At 62.8% G+C, this 19,264-nt stretch carries 14 protein-coding genes; 6 read left to right on the plus strand and 8 right to left on the minus strand.

What is annotated here, in order from left to right; genetic code table 11:
• Positions 1-3: 3 nt before the first annotated feature.
• The 5 genes from AC630_RS34340 to AC630_RS34360 all read right to left on the minus strand — a co-directional run bounded on the left by AC630_RS34340 (position 4) and on the right by AC630_RS34360 (position 6,860).
• A complete protein-coding gene (locus tag AC630_RS34340) occupies positions 4-1,182 on the minus strand; it encodes an ABC transporter permease (protein ID WP_074122853.1) in 1,179 nt (392 codons plus the stop codon).
• Positions 1,182-2,291, minus strand: a complete 1,110-nt coding sequence (locus AC630_RS34345; protein ID WP_074122854.1) for a microcin C ABC transporter permease YejB — start codon at positions 2,289-2,291, stop codon at positions 1,182-1,184. Before AC630_RS34345 ends, AC630_RS34340 begins: the two co-directional genes overlap by 1 nt.
• 2 nt (positions 2,292-2,293) lie before the next feature.
• Complete coding sequence (locus tag AC630_RS34350) at positions 2,294-4,168, minus strand: extracellular solute-binding protein (RefSeq protein WP_074122855.1); 1,875 nt, start codon at positions 4,166-4,168, stop codon at positions 2,294-2,296.
• A gap of 14 nt (positions 4,169-4,182) precedes the next feature.
• The gene (locus AC630_RS34355) at positions 4,183-6,093 is read right to left on the minus strand and encodes an extracellular solute-binding protein (RefSeq protein WP_074122856.1); all 1,911 of its coding nucleotides are present in this window, start codon (positions 6,091-6,093) and stop codon (positions 4,183-4,185) included.
• A gap of 212 nt (positions 6,094-6,305) precedes the next feature.
• Entirely contained in the window at positions 6,306-6,860 is a 555-nt protein-coding gene (locus AC630_RS34360; protein ID WP_074122857.1) for a c-type cytochrome, read from the minus strand.
• A gap of 219 nt (positions 6,861-7,079) precedes the next feature.
• Here AC630_RS34360 and AC630_RS34365 point away from each other — a divergent pair, with 219 nt between their 5' ends.
• Both AC630_RS34365 and AC630_RS34370 read left to right on the plus strand, forming a co-directional pair.
• The gene (locus AC630_RS34365) at positions 7,080-7,820 is read left to right on the plus strand and encodes a 3-deoxy-manno-octulosonate cytidylyltransferase (RefSeq protein WP_074122858.1); all 741 of its coding nucleotides are present in this window, start codon (positions 7,080-7,082) and stop codon (positions 7,818-7,820) included.
• Between the two features lie 38 nt (positions 7,821-7,858).
• Positions 7,859-8,716, plus strand: coding sequence for a prephenate dehydratase (locus AC630_RS34370; RefSeq protein WP_074122859.1), 858 nt, complete (start codon positions 7,859-7,861; stop codon positions 8,714-8,716).
• A 157-nt stretch (positions 8,717-8,873) separates the two neighbouring features.
• On the opposite strand, the gene AC630_RS34375 is transcribed toward AC630_RS34370, so the two are convergent.
• Positions 8,874-9,893, minus strand: a complete 1,020-nt coding sequence (locus AC630_RS34375; RefSeq protein WP_074122860.1) for an LLM class flavin-dependent oxidoreductase — start codon at positions 9,891-9,893, stop codon at positions 8,874-8,876.
• Between the two features lie 390 nt (positions 9,894-10,283).
• Between AC630_RS34375 and metF the strand changes: the two genes are divergently transcribed.
• Complete coding sequence (gene metF, locus AC630_RS34380) at positions 10,284-11,210, plus strand: methylenetetrahydrofolate reductase [NAD(P)H] (protein WP_074122867.1); 927 nt, start codon at positions 10,284-10,286, stop codon at positions 11,208-11,210.
• A gap of 6 nt (positions 11,211-11,216) precedes the next feature.
• Entirely contained in the window at positions 11,217-15,074 is a 3,858-nt protein-coding gene (gene metH, locus AC630_RS34385) for a methionine synthase (protein WP_074122861.1), read from the plus strand.
• A gap of 394 nt (positions 15,075-15,468) precedes the next feature.
• Here metH and AC630_RS34390 read toward each other — a convergent pair whose 3' ends face one another.
• Positions 15,469-16,098: a glutathione S-transferase family protein gene (locus AC630_RS34390; RefSeq protein WP_074122862.1), complete on the minus strand. Its 630-nt coding sequence runs from the start codon at positions 16,096-16,098 to the stop codon at positions 15,469-15,471.
• A 510-nt stretch (positions 16,099-16,608) separates the two neighbouring features.
• Positions 16,609-17,052: a VOC family protein gene (locus tag AC630_RS34395; RefSeq protein WP_074122863.1), complete on the minus strand. Its 444-nt coding sequence runs from the start codon at positions 17,050-17,052 to the stop codon at positions 16,609-16,611.
• 415 nt (positions 17,053-17,467) lie between these two features.
• Here AC630_RS34395 and AC630_RS34400 point away from each other — a divergent pair, with 415 nt between their 5' ends.
• Together AC630_RS34400 and AC630_RS34405 are read left to right on the plus strand one after the other, a co-directional pair.
• Positions 17,468-18,193, plus strand: coding sequence for a hypothetical protein (locus tag AC630_RS34400; protein WP_074122864.1), 726 nt, complete (start codon positions 17,468-17,470; stop codon positions 18,191-18,193).
• 35 nt (positions 18,194-18,228) lie between these two features.
• Positions 18,229-18,837 carry a hypothetical protein gene (locus AC630_RS34405; RefSeq protein ID WP_143198533.1) on the plus strand — a complete coding sequence of 203 codons (609 nt, stop codon included), beginning with the start codon at positions 18,229-18,231 and terminating at the stop codon, positions 18,835-18,837.
• The last annotated feature ends 427 nt before the right edge of the window (positions 18,838-19,264 follow it).

A 19,264-nucleotide genomic window follows, 5' to 3' on the forward strand; every position in this document is an offset into this window, starting at 1 on the left:
TCCTCACTTGAACGTCTTGCGCGGATCGAAGGCGTCGCGCACGGCTTCGCCGATGAAGATCAGCAGCGACAGCATGATCGCCACCGAGAAGAAGCCGGTGAAGCCGAGCCACGGAGCCTGCACATTCGACTTGCCCTGCGACAGGAGCTCACCGAGCGAGGGCGAGCCGGGCGGCAGGCCGAAGCCGAGGAAGTCCAGCGCGGTCAGCGTCATCACCGAGGACGAGACGATGAACGGCAGGAACGTCATGGTCGCGACCATCGCGTTCGGCAGCAGATGCCGGAACATGATCACCGCATTCGACACGCCGAGCGCACGTGCCGCCTGGATGTACTCGAAATTGCGGCCGCGCAGGAATTCAGCACGCACGAGGCCGACCAGCGACACCCATGAGAACAGCAGCAGGATGCCGAGCAGCACGAAGAAGCCGGGCACCAGCACCGACGACAGGATCAGCAGCAGATAGAGCGAAGGGATCGCGGTCCATATCTCGATGAAGCGCTGGAAGGTGAGATCGATCCAGCCGCCGAAATAGCCCTGGATGCCACCGGCGGCGACGCCGACGATCGAGGAGACGATGGTGAGGCAGAGGCCAAACAGTACCGAGATGCGGAAGCCGTAGATCAGCCGCGCCACGACGTCGCGGCCCTGATCGTCGGTGCCGAGCCAATTGTATTCGAGGTCGCGGCAGCTCTTCAGGCCCTTCTTCTCGACGACCGGCTTGCACTGCGCTTCCGTCAGCATCCAGGTCGGCGGCGACGGAGCCGGCGTCGGCAGATCGAGATTGTGGGTATCGTAGGAGTAGCGGATCAGCGGCCAGACGATGCTGCCGCCCTTGTCCTTGATCAGCTTCTGCAAATAGGGATCGCGATAATCGGCCGCGGTTTCGAAGTCGCCGCCGAAGGTCGTCTCCGAATAGGTGACGAAGGCCGGCCAGTAGAGGTGGCCGTCATACTTGATCAGGAACGGCCGGTCGTTGGCGATCAGCTCGGCGAACAGCGACACCACGAACAGGACCATGAAGATCCAGAACGACCAGTAGCCGCGCCGGTTTGCCTTGAAATTCTCCCAGCGCCGCCTGTTGAGCGGCGACGGCGCGAACGGCTTGCGCGTGATCGGCACGGCTTCGCCGAGCGGCGAACCCGTTGTGGTTTCGATCGGGGTCGGGGCGGTCAGTGTCATCAGACCTCCCTCGCCTCGAAGTCGATCCGCGGATCGATCCACATATAGGTCAGATCGGAGATCAGATTGACCACGAGGCCGACGAGCGAAAAGATGTAGAGCGTGCCGAACACGACGGGATAGTCGCGGTTGAGCACGCTCTCGAAACTGAGCAGCCCGAGCCCGTCGAGCGAGAAGATGGTCTCGATCAAAAGAGAGCCCGAGAAGAAGGCGTGGATGAAGGCGCCCGGGAAGCCCGCGATCACGATCAGCATCGCGTTGCGGAAGATGTGGCCGTAGAGCACCTGCCCTTCGCTACAGCCCTTGGCCCGCGCGGTCATGACATACTGCTTACGGATCTCGTCCAGGAACGAGTTCTTGGTGAGCAGCGTCATGGTCGCGAATGCACTCAGGCCCATCGAGAGCAGCGGCAGGGTCAGATGCCAGAAATAGTCGATGATCTTCCAGTACCAGGGAAACTGCCACCAACCGTCCGAGGTCAGCCCGCGCAGCGGGAACAGGTTGAAGAAGGAGCCGCCAGCGAACAGAATGATCAGGAGGATCGCGAACAGGAAGCCGGGGATCGCAAAGCCGATGATGATCACGGCCGAGGTCCAGGTGTCGAAGCGCGTGCCGTCCTTGACCGCTTTGCGGATGCCGAGCGGGATCGAGATTAGATAGGTGATCAGCGTCAGCCAGATGCCGAGCGAGATCGAGACCGGCAGCTTCTCCTTGATCAGTTGGATCACGCTGACGTCGCGGAAATAGCTCTTGCCGAAATCGAAGCGGGAGAAATTCCACACCATCAGCGCGAAGCGTTCCGGCGCCGGCTTGTCGAAACCGAACTGCGCCTCCAGCTTCTTGATGAAGTCGGGGTCTAGGCCCTGCGCGCCGCGGTATTTCGAGTTGATGGCATCGCCTCCGGCGCCGAGTTGCCCCGGCGCACGCTGTGCGAAATCACCGCCGCCTGAAATGCGGGAGCTGCCACCGGTGTCGGCCCCGGACAGTTGCGCGATCACGCGCTCGACCGGACCGCCGGGCGCGAACTGCACGACGATGAAGGAGACGAAGAGGATCCCAAGCAGCGTCGGGATCATCAGGAGGATGCGGCGGGCGATATAGGCGCTCATGGCTATTTCGCCTGCTCGAGCTTGGCCGCTTTGGCGCCATCATGCCACCAGATGTCGGGGGCGCCGACGCCGTTGGCGTAACGCGGCAGCTTCTGCGGATGAGCGAACTGATCCCAATAAGCAAGCCGGTGCGTCTTGTTATACCACTGCGGCACCCAATAGCGACCGGCGCGAAACAGGCGATCGAAGGCGCGGCAGGCGACGGTCAATTCCTCGCGGTTGTCGGCCGCGATGATTTTCTCGATCATGGCGTCGATGGCCGGACTGGAGACGCCCGCGAGATTGTAGGAGCCCTTGGTTGCCGCGACCTGAGAGGAGAAGAATGCGCGCATGGCGTCGCCCGGCGTTGCCGACATGCTGAAACGCTGGATCGTCATGTCGAAATCAAAGTCTTCCTGGCGCGCCTTGTGTTGCACGGCATCGACGAGGCGCACACTCGCTTCGATGCCGAGCGTCGCCAGATTCTTGATGTAGGGCGCATGGTGCGGCTGGAAAGAGGGTTCGTCCAACAGGAACTCGATCCTGAACACCTCGCCGTTCGGCAGCACCCGTTTACCGTCCTTGATGGGCACGCCGGCCTCGTTCAGCAATTGCTGCGCCTTGCGCAACAGGCTGCGGTCTTGACCGGAGCCGTCCGAGACCGGAGGCGTAAACGGTGTGGCGAACACTTCGTCGGGAACCTGTCCGCGAAATGGCTCCAGCAGCTTCAGCTCCTCCGGTGAAGGAGGCCCATCGCTTGCCATGAGATCGGAGTTCTGGAACGGCGACACCGTACGGGCATAAGCGCCGTACATGATGGTCTTGTTCGTCCACTCGAAGTCGAAGGCGTCGATCAGAGCCTCGCGCACGCGCGGGTCTTTGAATTTCTCGCGCCGCGTGTTGATGAACCAGCCCTGCGCCCCGGACGGCGTGTCGTCGGGCACGATTTCGAGCTTGACGCGACCATCCTTCGCGGCAGGAAAGTCATAGCGCGTCGCCCAGATGCGCGAGGTGAACTCTTCGCGGTAGAGATAATTCTTGCCGGTAAAACCCTCGAAGGCGACGTCGCGGTCGCGATAGAACTCATAGCGCACGACGTCAAAATTGTAGCTGCCGCGGCAAACCGGCAGATCGGCAGCCCACCAGTCCTTCACCCGCTCGAACTCGATGTAGCGATTGACCTCGAACTTGCCGACCTTGTATGGCCCCGAGCCCAATGGGGTCTCCAGAGACGTTTCGTCGAACGGGCGAGACGCATAGTATGCTGTCGAGAAGATCGGCAGGCTCGCGACATAGAGCGGCACGTCGCGCGCCCGCCCCTTGGCAAAGGTGACGACGAGCGTCGCATCGTCGATCGCCTCCGCGCTGACCATGTCACGCATCTGCACGATGATCAGCGGATGTCCCTTGGTCTTCAACGCCGTCAGCGAAAACGCCGCGTCGTGCGCGGTGAGCCTGGTGCCGTCGTGGAATTTCGCTTCGGGCCGCATGGTGAAGCGATAGACCAGCTTGTCCGGTGATATCTGCACCGACTTGGCGGCAAGCCCGTACATCGCATCAGGCTCGTCGTTCGCGCGCACCATCAGCGGCGCGAAAGTCATGTCCATACCTTGCGCGCCGTCCCCCTTGAGGATGTAGGCGTTGAGCGAGTTGAACGTGAAATAGGACTGATTGTAGGCGCGCACCGACGGAATGAGGGAGAACGTGCCTCCCTTCGGCGCGTCGACGTTGACATAGTCGAACTGGTGGAAGTCAGCAGGGTATTTGAGATCGCCGAACGCCGAGATGCCGTGGGCCTCGGCGGGCCCCTCGGACGCCGCCGCGCCACGGAGCGCGGCGGCGCTGAACACGCCGCCGACACCCAGGGCCAGCATATGCCGGCGTGAAAGCTGCGCCATGCGCAATTGCTTCCTCAAGAGCGTTTTCCGATGCGCGCCGCCTTTTCGGCATCATACCACCACAGCGTCGGCAGGCCGGACCGGCCGTATTTCGGCAACGGCTCGGCATGGCTGAAGCGATCCCAGCGGGCGTAGCGGGAGAAGCCGTAGGTGAATTGCGGCACTAGATAGAAATTCCACAGCAGCACGCGATCGAGCGCGTGGGTGGCGGCGACCAGCTCGCCGCGGTTCTTGGCGTAGATCACCTTCTCGATAAGTGCGTCGACCGCGGGATTCTTGATGCCGATGGTGTTGCGCGCCCCCGGCATGTCGGCTGCCTGCGAGCCCCAGAACTCGCGCTGCTCGTTACCGGGCGAGAGCGACTGGCCCCATTGATCGATGATCATGTCAAAGTCGAAGCTGCGCAGCCGGTTCTGGTATTGCGCGTCGTCGACGACCCGGATCGAGGTGCTGACGCCGATCCGCTCCAGCGACGGCTTGAAGAACAGCGCAATGCGCTCGGACGACGGATCCTGCACCAGAATCTCGACCGAGAGCGGCTTGCCGGCGGCGTCGACGAGCTTGTGGTCGCGCACCTCGAAGCCGGCCTCCTTCAGGAGCTTCGCCGCCTCACGCAGATTGGCGCGCACCGCCTCCGGATTACCGCCGACGGGATTGTGGTAGGTCGTGGTGAAAACCTCCGGCGGCACCTTGTCCTTTACGGTCTCAAGGATCTGCAGCTCCTGCCCCTCGGGCAGCCCGGAGGAGGCGAGTTCGGTCCCCTCGAAATAGCTGTTGATGCGCTTGTACTGGCCGAAGAAGAGCTGCTTGTTCATCTCCTCGAAGTCGAAGGCGTAGTTGAAGGCCCGGCGCAGGCGCGCGTCCTTGAATTGATCGCGCCGGATGTTGAAGGCGAACGCCTGCATGCGGCCGGAATCGTTGATCGGGAATTCTTCCTTGACCACACGCTTGTCTGAGACCGCGGGGAAATCGTAGGCCGTGGCCCACTGCTTGGCGGAGTTTTCCGCGATCCAGTCGGCCTGGTCGGCCTTGAACGCCTCCAGCGCAACGAGGTTGTCGCGGAAGAACTCGAAGCGCAGCTCGTCGAAATTGTTGATGCCGATCTGGCTCGGGACGTTGGCGCCCCAATAATCCTTCACGCGCTCGAGCTTGATCGAGCGCCCGGGGACGAATTCCTTGATCTTGTAGGGACCGGAGCCAAGCGGCGGCTCCAGCGTGGTCGCGCTGATGTCGCGCTTGCGTCCCTGCGCATCGGTGCCCTCCCACCAGTGCTTCGGCAGCACGGTGAGCTCGCCCACGATGGTCGGCAATTCGCGATTGCCGGGCGCGTCGAAAGTGAATTTCACGTCGCGCTCGCCGCTCTTCTCCACCTTCGCCACGTGACGGTAGTAAGAGGCGTACGTCGGGCTCAGCTTCTTGAACGTCTCCAGTGAGAAGATCACGTCCTCCGGCGTCACCGGCTTGCCGTCGTGCCAGCGCGCTTCCTTGCGCAGGCGATAGGTCACCCAGGAAAAGTCGTCCGGATGCTGCGCGGACTCGGCGAGCTCGCCATATTCGGTGGCGACCTCGTCCTGCGCGCGGGTCATCAGCGTTTCGTAGATCATCGCCGCGGCCGGGGCGAGCGAACCCTTGATGCCGGCGACCGCGAGGTTGAAATTGTCGAAGGTACCGAGCGAGATCAGGCGGGCAACGCCGCCCTTCGGCGCATCCGGATTGACGTAATCGAAGCGCTTGAAGTCGGCGGGGTACTTGATGTCGCCGAACAGCGACAATGCGTGGCGCCAGGGCAGCTCACTTGAAGACAGCTCACCCGCCGATTGCGCCGCGGCTGCGCCGATGACGGGAACGCCCGCCGCGGAACCGAGGGCAGGAAGCGCGGCGGCTGCAGCACCGGTGAGCAAAAGATCACGTCGGGTAATGGCCAAATCAATATCCCTGTCTTGAAGGAGGTTACCCCTTTAAGTGCTCAATATAGGCGAGGTTTCGATCCGAATATGTTGCTTTTTGCTCATCTTGGAAGCCCGGGACGGCGGTTCGCTGCGGCCAAACGCCCCGATAACGGCCTCGCGAGGTCCGGATAAGGAAACGGCCAGGCTTTTCAGCCTGGCCGCATACTCCAAGACGATGCCGAGAGGCCTTATTTCGCCGCGGTCGGGAGCGGCTTCGGGCTGTCGGAGAGGCTGTTCAGATAAGCGATGACGTCGGCGCGCTCGCTGTCCTTTGGAATGCCGGCGAAGCCCATCGCGGTGCCGGGGACAGCCGCCTTGGGATTGGCAATGAACTTGTTGAGCGCCTCGAAGTCCCAGGTGCCGCCCTTGCTCTTCATCGCGGCCGAGAAGTTGAAGCCGCCACGACCCTCGCCGACATGGTCGCCGACGACGCCAAAGAGGTTCGGGCCGACGCGGTTCGGGCCGCCCTTTTCGAAGGTGTGGCAGGCGCCGCACTTCTTGGCAGCGGCAGCGCCCTTCTCGACGGAGGCGGTCTGGAGCAGCTTTTCGATCGGCTCGGAGGCCGCGGGGGCAGCGCCCGCGCCGCCCTTGTCGCCAGCCTCTTCCTTCACGGCGATCTCGAAGCCCGGCTTTTCCGGCATCTTGGGCGAGAACAGCGCCTGGGCGGTGAAGCTCGTGACCAGCAGGATGAGACAGGTACCGAGCACGGCACCGAGAATCTTATTGAGTTCGAAAGAGTCCATTTCCGGCTAGGCCCCACACCGCAAGAAGGATCAAGCGGCCGGGCGGCCGCCAGGACGAGCCTCGGGAGAATCACACGTTCCTTGTCTTTCCCCCGAGTTTTGCCATTGAGATATCGGTTTGCCCGGGGTCTGGCAACCCGTATAAGCGACCCGGCTTTCAGGCCATCCCCATTCCATTTCTCGACGCGGAAAACGTCCCGTTTCCAGGCCCTTGAACCCATGATCGATCCCCGCATCCTGGTGCTGATCCCGGCCCGCATGGCCGCCACCCGCCTGCCCGGCAAGCCGCTCGCCGATATCGCGGGCCTGCCGATGATCGTGCACGTTCTGCGCCGCGCCGAGGCCGCCGGGATCGGCCGGGTCGCGGTGGCAACCGACACGCCGGAGATCGCGGCCGTCGTGACCGCCCATGGCGGCGAGGCCGTAATGACCCGCCCCGAGCACCCCTCCGGCTCCGACCGTATCCACGAGGCCATGCAGAAGCTCGATCCCGCAGGAAAAGCCGAGATCGTGGTCAATCTCCAAGGCGATTTCCCGACGATCACGATCGACAATATCCGTGAGGTGCTGCCGCCGCTGGGAGACCCGGCCGTGGACATCGCCACGCTGGCCTCGCAAATCCATACCGAGGAGGAGGATCTCGCGCCGAGCGTCGTGAAGGCGGTCGGAACCTCGCTCGGGGGCAGGCGCATGCGCGCACTTTATTTCACCCGCGCCACGGCGCCGACCGGCGACGGACCCCGGTACCACCATATCGGCCTCTACGCCTATCGGCGCGCCGCGCTGGAGCGGTTCGTCTCGCTGCCGCCCTCGCCGCTGGAATTGCAGGAGAAGCTCGAGCAGCTCCGGGCGCTGGAGGCCGGAATGCGCATCGACTTCACCATCGTCGACACCGTGCCCCGCGGGGTCGACACGCCGGCGGACCTGGAGACCGTTCGCAGCATACTTTCCAAATCCTGAGCCGCTGTTACAAGGCCGACCAGGAGCTACTACTGATCATGAGCAAGCTGAAAATCGCATTCCAGGGCGAGCCTGGGGCCAATTCCCACATCGCCATCGTCGAGGCCTATCCCGACGCCGAGCCGCTGCCCTGCGCCACCTTCGAGGACGCGCTGTCGGCCATCTCCTCGGGCGAGGCCGATCTCGGCATGATCCCGATCGAGAATTCGGTCGCGGGCCGCGTCGCCGACATCCATCACCTCCTGCCGGCCTCCGGCCTCTTCATCGTCGGCGAATGGTTCTTGCCGATCCGGCATCAACTGATGGCGGTGAAGGGGGCCAAGCTCGCCGATATCAAGAGCGTCGAGAGCCACGTGCATGCGCTCGGCCAGTGCCGGCGCATCATCCGCAAGCTCGGCATCAAGCCGATCGTGCACGCCGACACCGCCGGCAGCGCCCGCGACATTTCCGAGCGCAACGACAAGACGGTCGCCGCGATCGCCTCGCGCCTCGCCGCGCAGATCTACGGCCTCGACGTCCTCGCCGAGGACATCGAGGACGAGTCGCATAACACGACGCGCTTCGTGGTGCTGGCGCGCGAGCCGAAATGGGCGGTGCAAGGCTCCGGCCCGCTGGTCACGACTTTTGTATTCCGGGTGCGCAACCTGCCGGCCGCGCTCTACAAGGCTCTGGGCGGCTTTGCCACCAACGGCGTCAACATGACCAAGCTCGAGAGCTACATGGTCGACGGCAATTTCTTCGCCACGCAGTTCTATGCCGACGTCGACGGCCACCCCGAGGACAAGGGCCTCGCCTTCGCGATCGAGGAGCTGAAATTCTTCTCGCGCGAATTCCGCATTGTCGGCGTGTATCCCGGCCACCCCTTCCGCGCGACGTTCAGCGAGACGCAGGATTAGTCTCGTGTCCCGGACGCGCGAAGCGCGAGCCGGGACCCAGGGCCATGAGAACCAGCGGCGGGATGGGCCCCGGCTCAGCAGCGCACCGCCAAAAGCGCGTCTACGACGCGCGTAAACGCGCTTTTGGCGCTGCGCTGCGTCCGGGGCACGATAGCGTTTACGCGGCCGCGCTTTTCACCAGCCCGAACGCCTCCGCCAGCAGCGAATACGACCTCTTCCGCGCCTCGTGATCATACACGGCCGTGATCACCATCAATTCGTCCGGCTTGCTCGCGTCGATCAGCGGCTGAAGCTTCTTCTGCACCGTCGCGGGGCTGCCGACGAACAGGCGCGAGCGGTTGCGGGCGATCGAAGTACGTTCTGAATCCGTATAGGGATAGGCCAGCGCCTTTTCGACGCTCGGCAGCGGCAGATATTGACCGCGGTCGCGGCGTAGCCGGTTGAGGTCGAAAGAGGTGGCAAGCTTTTCGGCCTCTTCATCCGTGTCTGCCGCGATGACGGCGACGGCGAGGATCGCGTGCGGGCTCGCGCGCCAGGCCGAAGGCTGGAAACGATTGCGGTAATGCACCATCGCATCGATCGCATCGTGGGATGCGAAATGATGGGCGAAGGCAAAGCCCATGCCGACCTGAGCGGCCAGTTCCGACGAATAGTCGCTGGAGCCGAGCAGCCAGATCGGCGGAAGTGGCGTGTCGTCAGGCATCGCGACGACGTTGTTGTAGGGGTGGCCTGAGGGAAATTCGCGGGTCTCCCACAGGATCAATTCGTGCAGCCGCTCCAGGAAGTCGTCGCCCTCGCGCCGGTCGAGCCGGCTGCGGAGCGCGTAGGCCGTGGCGCCATCCGTGCCGGGCGCGCGGCCGAGGCCGAGGTCAATGCGGCCGGGAAACAGCGCCTCCAGCATCTTGAAGCGCTCGGCTACGACCAGCGGGGCGTGATTCGGCAACATGACGCCGCCGGAGCCGACACGGATGTGCTCCGTCACCGCCGCGATCTGCCCGATCATCACGTCGGGGGCGGGGCTCGCGACCGAGGCGAGGTTGTGGTGCTCGGCGAGCCAGTAGCGGACATAGCCGAGCCCGTCGACATGCCGCGCCAAGTCGATGCTGTTGCGCAGCGCTGCGGAGGGTTTTGTGCCCGTGGTGACGACGGAGAGGTCGAGGACTGAGAGCGGAATCATGGCGCGCTAACGTAGTGGAGGCCGGCGCGGCGGCAATGGGCAGACCGCGCAGGTCTGGCGCGCACAAGCCGAGAGGCCACGTGCCGAATCGAGCCCGGCTTTGTGGGATACACGTCCTATCGGCAACTCGAATTTCACATTGCCCACGGAGACAGATTGCATTCTCTTGCCGCTTAAATTCCGTTAACATATTGCTTTACAATAATTATTTTCTATAAAACGGATTACCCACCCATCTGCTCTGACGAACGAAAAATTCGTTTCATATTAGCAAAAGTGGGCTACTTCCCATCATCGATGGGCTGTCGAGCGCGGCTGCTTTGGCTTATCTTAGCCTCTGCAAATCTAGACCTGACCGCCGGCCGCGAAGACCCTGGAGTGAGTGGTGCCATGACTGATCTGACGACGCCTGCCCAAGCCGACGGGCAAGACGGGCACCTTGCCGTGAAGCGGCCTGCGATCTCCTTTGAGTTCTTCCCGCCCAAGACCGAGGAGATGGAGCGCAATCTCTGGGAGACCATCAACCGGCTGGCCCCGCTCGACCCGAAATTCGTCTCGGTGACCTACGGCGCCGGCGGCTCGACGCGCGAGCGCACCCATTCGACCATCGCCCGCATCCTGAAGGAGACCGCGCTGCTGCCGGCCGCGCATCTGACCTGCGTCGGCGCCTCGCGCGGCGAGATCGACGAGATCGTCGATCGCTATCACGAGGTCGGCGTCCGCCACATCGTCGGCCTGCGCGGCGATCCGCCCGGCGGCATCGGCACGCCCTATTCCAGCCATCCCGACGGCTACCAGAGCTCCGCCGAGCTCGTCGCGGGGATCAAGAAGCGGCATGCCGACATCGAGGTCTCGGTCTCGGCCTATCCCGAGAAACACCCTGAAGCGCGCGACTTCGACGCCGACATCGATACGCTGAAGGCAAAGGTCGACGCGGGCGCAACGCGCGCGATCACCCAGGTCTTCTTCGATAACGACCTCTACTTCCGCTACCTCGACCGCGTCCGCGCCCGCGGCATCAACATCCCGATCGTGCCGGGCATCATGCCCATGCACAATTTCAAGCAGGCCCGCAATTTCGTCACCCGCGCCGGCACGACCGTGCCCGACTGGTTCGCGGCGAAATTCGAGGGCCTCGATGACGACGCCGAGACCCGCAAGCTGGTGGCCGCGACTGTCGCGGCCGGCCAGGTGCAGAAACTGGCAAAGCACGGCGTCGACACCTTCCATTTCTACACCATGAACCGCGCCGATCTCGTGTTCGCGATCAGCCATTTGCTCGGCATTCGCGCCAAGAGCGCGCAGAAGGCGGCGTAAGACAACATGACCGTATCACCCTCTCCCAAGCGAACTGCCCTTCTGAACGCCGCGCGTGAGCGCATCCTCGTGCTCGACGGCGCCATGGGCACCATGATCCAGGCGCTCCAGTTCGACGAGGCCGCCTTCCGTGGCGAGCGCTTCAAGAATTTCCATCGCGACCTGCGCGGCAACAACGATCTCCTGATCCTGACCCAGCCGAAGGCGATCGAGGACATCCACGCCGCCTATTTGCGCGCCGGCGCCGACATCGTCGCGACCAACACCTTCTCCACGACGTCGATCGCGCAGGCCGATTACGACCTCACCGACATCGTCTATGAAATGGCGTGCGAAGGCGCCCGCCTCGCCGGCAACGCTGCAAGACGCGTTGAAGCGGAGGATGGCAAGCCGCGCTTCGTTGCCGGGGCCATTGGGCCTACCAACCGCACCGCCTCGATCTCGCCCGACGTCGCCAATCCCGGATACCGCGCCGTCACCTTCGATGACTTACGCAAAGCCTATGGCGAACAGGTCAACGGCATGCTCGACGGCGGCGTCGACCTCCTGCTGGTCGAGACCATCTTCGACACGCTGAACGCCAAGGCGGCGCTCTATGCGATCGCCGAGATCACGGAACAGCGGGGCATCGACGTGCCCGTGATGGTGTCCGGCACCATCACCGACAAATCCGGCCGCCTGCTCTCCGGGCAGATGCCGGAAGCGTTCTGGAATTCGGTGCGGCACGCCAAGCCTGTCACCATCGGCTTCAACTGCGCGCTCGGCGCCGAAGATCTGCGCGCACATATCGCCGATATCGGCCGCGTGGCCGATACGCTGGTCTGCGCCTATCCCAATGCCGGCCTGCCCAACGAATTCGGCCAGTATGACGAGACGCCGGAGTACATGGCGCGCCTGGTCGGCGAGTTCGCCCGCGACGGCCTCGTCAACATCGTCGGCGGCTGCTGCGGCACCACGCCGGACCATATCGCGGCGATCGCCGCTGCGGTCGCCCCGCACAAGCCGCGCATCGTGCCGGAGATCGAGCCGCGCTTAAGGCTCTCCGGCCTCGAGCCGTTCGTGCTGACGGACGCGATCCCCTTCGTCAACGTCGGCGAGCGTACCAACGTCACCGGCTCGGCCCGTTTCCGCAAACTGATCACCAACGGCGACTATACGGCAGCGCTGCAGGTCGCGCGCGACCAGGTCGAGAACGGCGCGGTAGTTATCGACGTCAACATGGACGAGGGCCTGCTCGATTCCGAAGCCGCGATGGTGACCTTCCTCAACCTCGTCGCCGCCGAGCCTGACATCGCCCGCGTCCCCGTGATGGTCGATTCCTCGAAATTCACCGTCATCGAGGCCGGCCTGAAATGCGTACAGGGCAAGCCGATCGTCAACTCGATCTCGATGAAGGAAGGCGAGGAGAAGTTCATCCACGAGGCCAAGATCGCCCGCCGTCACGGCGCGGCCGTCGTGGTGATGGCGTTCGACGAGGTCGGCCAGGCCGATACGTTCGCCCGCAAGACCGAGATCTGCAAGCGCGCCTACGACATCCTGGTGAACCGCGTCGGCTTCCCGCCGGAAGACATCATCTTCGATCCGAACATCTTCGCGATCGCGACCGGCATCGAGGAGCACAACAATTACGGCGTCGACTTCATCGAGGCGACGCGCTGGATCCGCCAGAACCTGCCGGGCGCGCACATCTCGGGCGGCGTCTCGAACCTCTCGTTCTCGTTCCGCGGCAACGAGCCGGTGCGCGAGGCCATGCACTCGGTGTTCCTGTATCACGCCATCAAGGCCGGCATGGACATGGGCATCGTCAATGCCGGGCAGATGGTCGTCTATGACGACATCGATCCCGAGCTGCGCGAGGTGTGCGAGGATGTCGTCCTCAACCGCGATCCCGGTGCTTCCGAACGCCTGCTGGCGCTGGCGGAGAAATTCCGCGGCAAGAAGACCGAAGCCAAGGAAGCCGATCTCGCCTGGCGCGAATGGCCGGTGGAGAAGCGGCTGTCACACGCGCTCGTCCACGGCATCACCGAGTTCATCGACGTCGACACCGAAGAAGCCCGCAAGTCCGCGACGCGCCCGCTCGACGTGATCGAGGGGCCGCTCATGGCCGGCATGAACGTGGTCGGCGACCTCTTCGGCGACGGCAAGATGTTCCTGCCGCAGGTGGTGAAATCCGCACGCGTGATGAAGCAGGCGGTCGCGTGGCTGATGCCGTTCATGGAGGACGAAAAGGCGCGCAACCTCGCCAACGGCATCGGCACGGAAGGCTCCAGCTCCGCCGGCAAGATCGTGCTCGCGACCGTCAAGGGCGACGTCCACGACATCGGCAAGAACATCGTCGGCATCGTGCTCCAGTGCAACAATTTCGAGGTCATCGACCTCGGCGTGATGGTGCCGGCGGCCAAGATCGTCGAGACCGTGAAAACCGAACAGGCCGATATCGTCGGCCTCTCCGGCCTGATCACGCCCTCGCTCGACGAGATGGCGTTCTTTGCCGGCGAATTGCAGCGCGAAGGCCTGAAGCTGCCGCTGCTGATCGGCGGCGCGACGACGAGCCGCGTGCACACGGCCGTCAAGATCGATCCGAGCTATCAGGCGGGCCCTGTGGTGCATGTGAACGACGCCAGCCGCGCGGTGGGCGTCGCCTCCGCGCTGCTGTCGCCGGAGAGGCGAAACGCTTACGCCGCCGAGGTGCGCGCCGAATATGCCAAGATCTCCGCAGCCCATCTGCGCGCACAGGCCGACAAGAAGCGCCTGAAGCTGGCCGCTGCCCGCGCCAACCGCGTGCCGGTCGACTTTGCCGTGAGCAAGCCCGTGAAGCCGACCTTCCTCGGCATCAAGACGTTCGACGACTACGACCTCGCGGAGCTCGTCGACTACATCGATTGGACGCCATTCTTCCAGACCTGGGAGCTCGCCGGCCGCTTTCCTGCCATCCTCGACGACAAGACCGTCGGCGAGGTCGCGCGCTCGCTCTACGACGACGCGCGAAAGATGCTCGACACCATCGTCAAGGAGAAATGGTTCCGGGCGCGCGCGACGATCGGCTTCTGGCCCGCGAATACTGAAGGCGACGACATCGTGCTCTATGCCGACGAGAGCCGGACGAAGAGCATCGGGACCCTGCACACGCTGCGCCAGCAGCTCGAGAAGCGTGAGGGCCGTTTCAATGCGGCGCTCTCCGACTTCATCGCGCCCGTCGGCACCGGCGTTCCCGACTATGTCGGCGGCTTCGTCGTCACTGCCGGTATCGGCGAGGATGCGGTCGCCGACCGCTTCAAGATGGCCAACGACGACTATTCCTCGATCCTGTGCAAGGCGCTGGCCGATCGCCTCGCCGAGGCCTTTGCCGAGCGCATGCATGCCCGCGTGCGCCGCGAGTTCTGGGCCTATGCGCCGGACGAGAGCCTCACCAACGACGAGATGATCCTGGAGAAGTACCAGGGCATCCGCCCCGCACCCGGCTATCCCGCGCAGCCCGATCACACCGAGAAGGCGACGCTGTTCGAACTGCTCGACGCGGAAGCGACCGCCGGCGTGAAGCTGACCGAGAGCTTTGCGATGTGGCCGGGCTCGAGCGTGTCCGGGCTCTATTTCGCGAACCCCGAGAGCTATTATTTCGGCGTCGGCAAGATCGAGCGCGACCAGGTCGAGGACTACGCCGCGCGCAAGGGCATGACGACGGCCGAGACCGAGCGCTGGCTCGCACCGATCCTGAACTACATCCCGTCGCGAGAGGGGAACGACAAGGCCTTCGCGGCAACGCCCGCGAATGACGAGACGTCGAAGGATCTCGCCTCGCATCCGCCGGGCTGCACCTGCGCGGTGCACCTGGTCTGGCAGAAAAAGCGCGCGGGGGCGGGGTAGGCCCGCCTTCGCTCCAAAACCAAAAAGTCAAAAACAACCCCATGCACAGTAGAAGTGGGGTTGAAAGGCCTAGAGAATTTCGGTCCTACCGAAACGACTTGCTGCGTCGGGCAAAACACCTGTAATACTCCATCATCGCCTATCGCGTCAGTTTTGTACTGCGGCGGATGTGAGTACCCCCTCACCTCTTCTCGGTCTCGTGCCCCGGACGCTGCGCAGCACCAGAAGCGCGTTTACGCGCGTCTTCGACGCGCTATGGTGATGCGCTGCAGAGCCGGGGCCCACATTCGCGGCGTTGCGTGTGACCACCTGGGTCCCGGCTCTGCGGCGCAGCGTTGCCGGACGATGCTTCGCATCGCCTAGGCTGCACCGCGTCCGGGACACGGATGCCCTCTCACCCCTTCGGCGGCGCCAGCGGTTGCACGATCTCCCTAAACGCGGGCAATCCTTCGCAACGCTCGGCATGCGCTGACAGCGCCGGGTAACGCGCGGCATCGAACAATTGCGGATGCGCCTCGCGGGTGAAGCGGACGACGCAGGCGACCGCGATGTCGGCGTGGCCGATGCGGTCACCCAGCCAGTACGGCGTCGTCACCTTGCCACGCTCGGCCTCCAGCACACCGAGCACGTCCGAGATCTGCGCCTGGCAGCGCTCGACCCACAGCACAAGCTGCTCCTTCCGCAGCACACGCTCGTAGAGCAGGCTGACCGCCTTGTCGCCAAGGCCGGAAGCGAGCGCGCAGATGCGCAGGTGACGCCGCCGCTCGGCGCCGCCTCGCGGCAGCATCGCCTTCTCTGATCCTGCGAGCTCGTCGAGATAATCCAGAATGATCGTGCTCTCGATCAGCGCCTCGCCGTCGTCGAGCACCAGCGTCGGCACGCGGCGCAGCGGATTGTACGGCGCGATCTTGTCGGCATCGCCGAAGGTCGACCACGGCTTGTGGTCGAAGGCGAGCCCGTAAAGCCGGAGCGCAATCGCGACGCGGCGGACGAAGGGAGAGTCGTATTGGCCGATCAGGAACATGGTTCTTGCTCTTCTCAGTCGTTGGGACACGGCAGGGCCATCCAGTTCATCGCCAGAGCGCGCCGGCCGCAACAAGAATCTGGAAAAGAGAGCAATGTGCCCGCCGCAGCAAAGCGGGATCAATGTGCGGCTCGCTCGTCCGCGCTACGGCCGGCGGCGGCACCTCTGCTAGGCGTGTACTAGGTCGGCAGTGGTCCACTCGCGTCATCTTTGGCCCGTTCGCCAGATGCCTGCTTATCCCCCGACAGCGGCGGAATAGCAGACTTCCCTCAACCGCCGCTTCGGGCCACGAGCCGACATGCGGCTGACCCTCATTCGATCACCTCTTTGGCCTGCGCGAGTAGCGACGGCGGCACTTTGAGGCTGAGCGACTTGGCGGTCTTGACGCACCAACTCGAATTTGGCCGGCCGCTGATCGGCAGGTCAGCAAAGCGGAGATTGCGACTTGGTGACGTCCGGTATCTCCCGTCAATCCGCTCGGGCTATGAGAATGCTTTTGCGTGCTGAGCGTTAACCGTATTTGAGGTCTGTGCTCTGTCCGACCTCGATGAGATAACCGTCAGGATCGCGGATGTAGCAGCGAATCTCGCCGTACTTGGGAATCGGCTTCGTGATGAACTCGGCCCCCCGACTCTTCCATAGTTCATAGCATGCTTGAATGTCCGCAACGCGGAGATTCAAAAAACTGTTGATGTGATTCGGGTCGGGGACGCTGAGCGTTACTGTCGGCTTATCCGGGGTCGGCCCGCCGCCAACGTTCAGAATCATCCAAATATTCGCAAGCTGGAGGTACCCAGGCGCGTTGCCGTCACCAAGACTGAGAATGCGAGCGCCGAAGACCTTTTCGTAGTAGCGAGCCGATCGCTCGATGTCGGCGACAGTGAGAAACTGCGCGATGCTCATCCCCTCTCGCGGGGGCATTTCATAGCTCTTCTGTTCGACTTGTACGCTCATTTGACGACTCCCATCCCGGCAAGCCGATGATGTAAATTATACTCCCGGAAATCCAAACATCAATCACGACTGATTGGCGGAGAGGGAGGGATTGTTCCCCGATCTTAAGAGGCCCACGTTCCTCAAGCGTTTCTGACCGCTTGGGGTCAATCGCGCCGGTTTTGCCCGATCTCTATCGGGTCCGGTCTACCCCCTCAGCGCCGACATGCAGGCGAGATGCGGATTTCGTCGCGAAGGGCCATTAGCGGTCATTGTCGGTGTTGGGCTCGAGGCAGGAATTGGATATAAGATGAGTTATTGAGCCAATCTTCGACCCTTCTCCATAGATCCGTCTTTATCTTGCAGACGTGCGGTATATTCCAGGAGATCAGGCCGTTGAACGGACATGGGCAACCCTGCGACTAGGGAGCGTCCGATGCGCCAATGGCTATCGCTTACCCTCTGCTTTTTCGGGCTGCTGGCTGCCCCGGCATTTGCGCAAGATGCGACTGTTGAGCTTGACGGCTTTCGCAAATCGACGAACGACCTAGCCGCCATCACTAAGACCTGGAATCATCACATGACCGTCAGCGATGACGAAATGCGAACGATGCAGGACTTTCTCCATTGGGAGTTTGAAGGGCCCATCGGTTTCGTGTTCGACCATCAGGTCGCCGGATCCGTGCCCCTCTACCGACTCTATAAACAGGAGGGGTGGCGCGACACCCTGATCGATCACCATTTCTTCACGGTCGACCAGACGGAAGCGATGCGAGCCGTGAAGCGAGAGGGTTTCACCGACGAAGGCATTTGCTGCTACATCGCTTCCACACAGCTTCCGGGGACCGTGCCGCTCTACCGGCTCTACAGCAAGAAACGGATCGATCACTACTACACGGCGTCGCCGCGTGAGCGCGACAGCGCGGAGTTCAACGACGGGTACGAGCTCGAGGGCGTGATTGGCTATGTCTGGGAAAAGCCGACGGTCTTAGGCCAGAAGCAGACGCCACAACGAGAGATTGACTGCGACAACCCGGGCACCCATTTCAATCCCGAGACGGGGCAGCAGGAGCCGAACATCATCTTGTGCGACTCTGGGCCCTCCCGAGCCGAGCTTGGGGCAAGAAAGGCAGACGAAATGAAATCGCTCCGGCCCCACTAACAGATAAGAGGGGAGTTTCTCGAAAGGAATGTATCATGTCATCGCGAAAATTTGCATCGGCATTGGCGTTGTGCGCTTGCCTTGCCTTCCCAGGCATGGCCGTTGCCGATGATGTGGCCACAGTGCGGCTTGTAAGTTTGTGGAATCTCAACCCCAACATTGATGTACCTATCGGAGGCTCGGTCATCCACGGAAATGAGTGCGTGGTGATTTTTCCCAGACGGTGCATTTTTCTGATCACCACCGACACCAATGAGGTAAACACCATCACCTCATTCTGGGGATGGCAAAAACGGGACGAGATTGATATGTACGTCTTCAATGTCCCCGTAAGCGGTACCGTCCCCTTGTACAGATACAAAAACGATCGTCTCCGGGACCACCTCTTCACAACAGATCAAAAAGAGGGCCGCATCGCCGCAGCCCAGTGGGACTATACCGCCGAAGGCATCTGTTGCTACGTATCGGCGACGCAACAGCCGAACACGACGCCACTATGGCGCCTTTTCCACCCGGAATCTGGAATTCACTACTACACCATATCGGTCGAAGAGAGAGACTTGCTGCAGTTCGGAAAAAATTACAAACTCGAAGGCACGGAAGGATACGTGTGGACCTCTCCGGCGACGCTGCCCGCGCAATAGAAGGGCGCGAGCTGTCGCCTCGGCGTTGTCGCTCGCTCATTGGACAGGTCATGCAGCGCCTGATCACAACGCGAGTTCCAACTTCGCTGCGCTCGCGCTGGAAAGGAACGATTGCGCTTCTTTCCGGGCACAACTTTGCGGGGGCACCCTGTAGCGGGCATGAGACTCCTACCTTACCCGCGGGGATACGTCGGCTTTGGGTCTTGGCTGTGTGAAAACGCCGAGGCGCTTGATGGCGAGAGAAGAAGCTATTCGTCCACGACCTTCTTAACCCCCAAACTCGCAAGCGCGACCAACTTAAAGCACGAAATGAAGAATGTAATTCTCGCTGCGTTTCGATCTTTCGTGTTTCTACACAGCCAGGGTCACGAGCGTCGTGTTCTGCAAAAGACGGCTGCCTGCCAACTTCCGCTATGCCACGTTAGCG

The organism is Bradyrhizobium sp. AS23.2 (genome assembly GCF_001908185.1).
Taxonomy (GTDB): domain Bacteria; phylum Pseudomonadota; class Alphaproteobacteria; order Rhizobiales; family Xanthobacteraceae; genus Bradyrhizobium.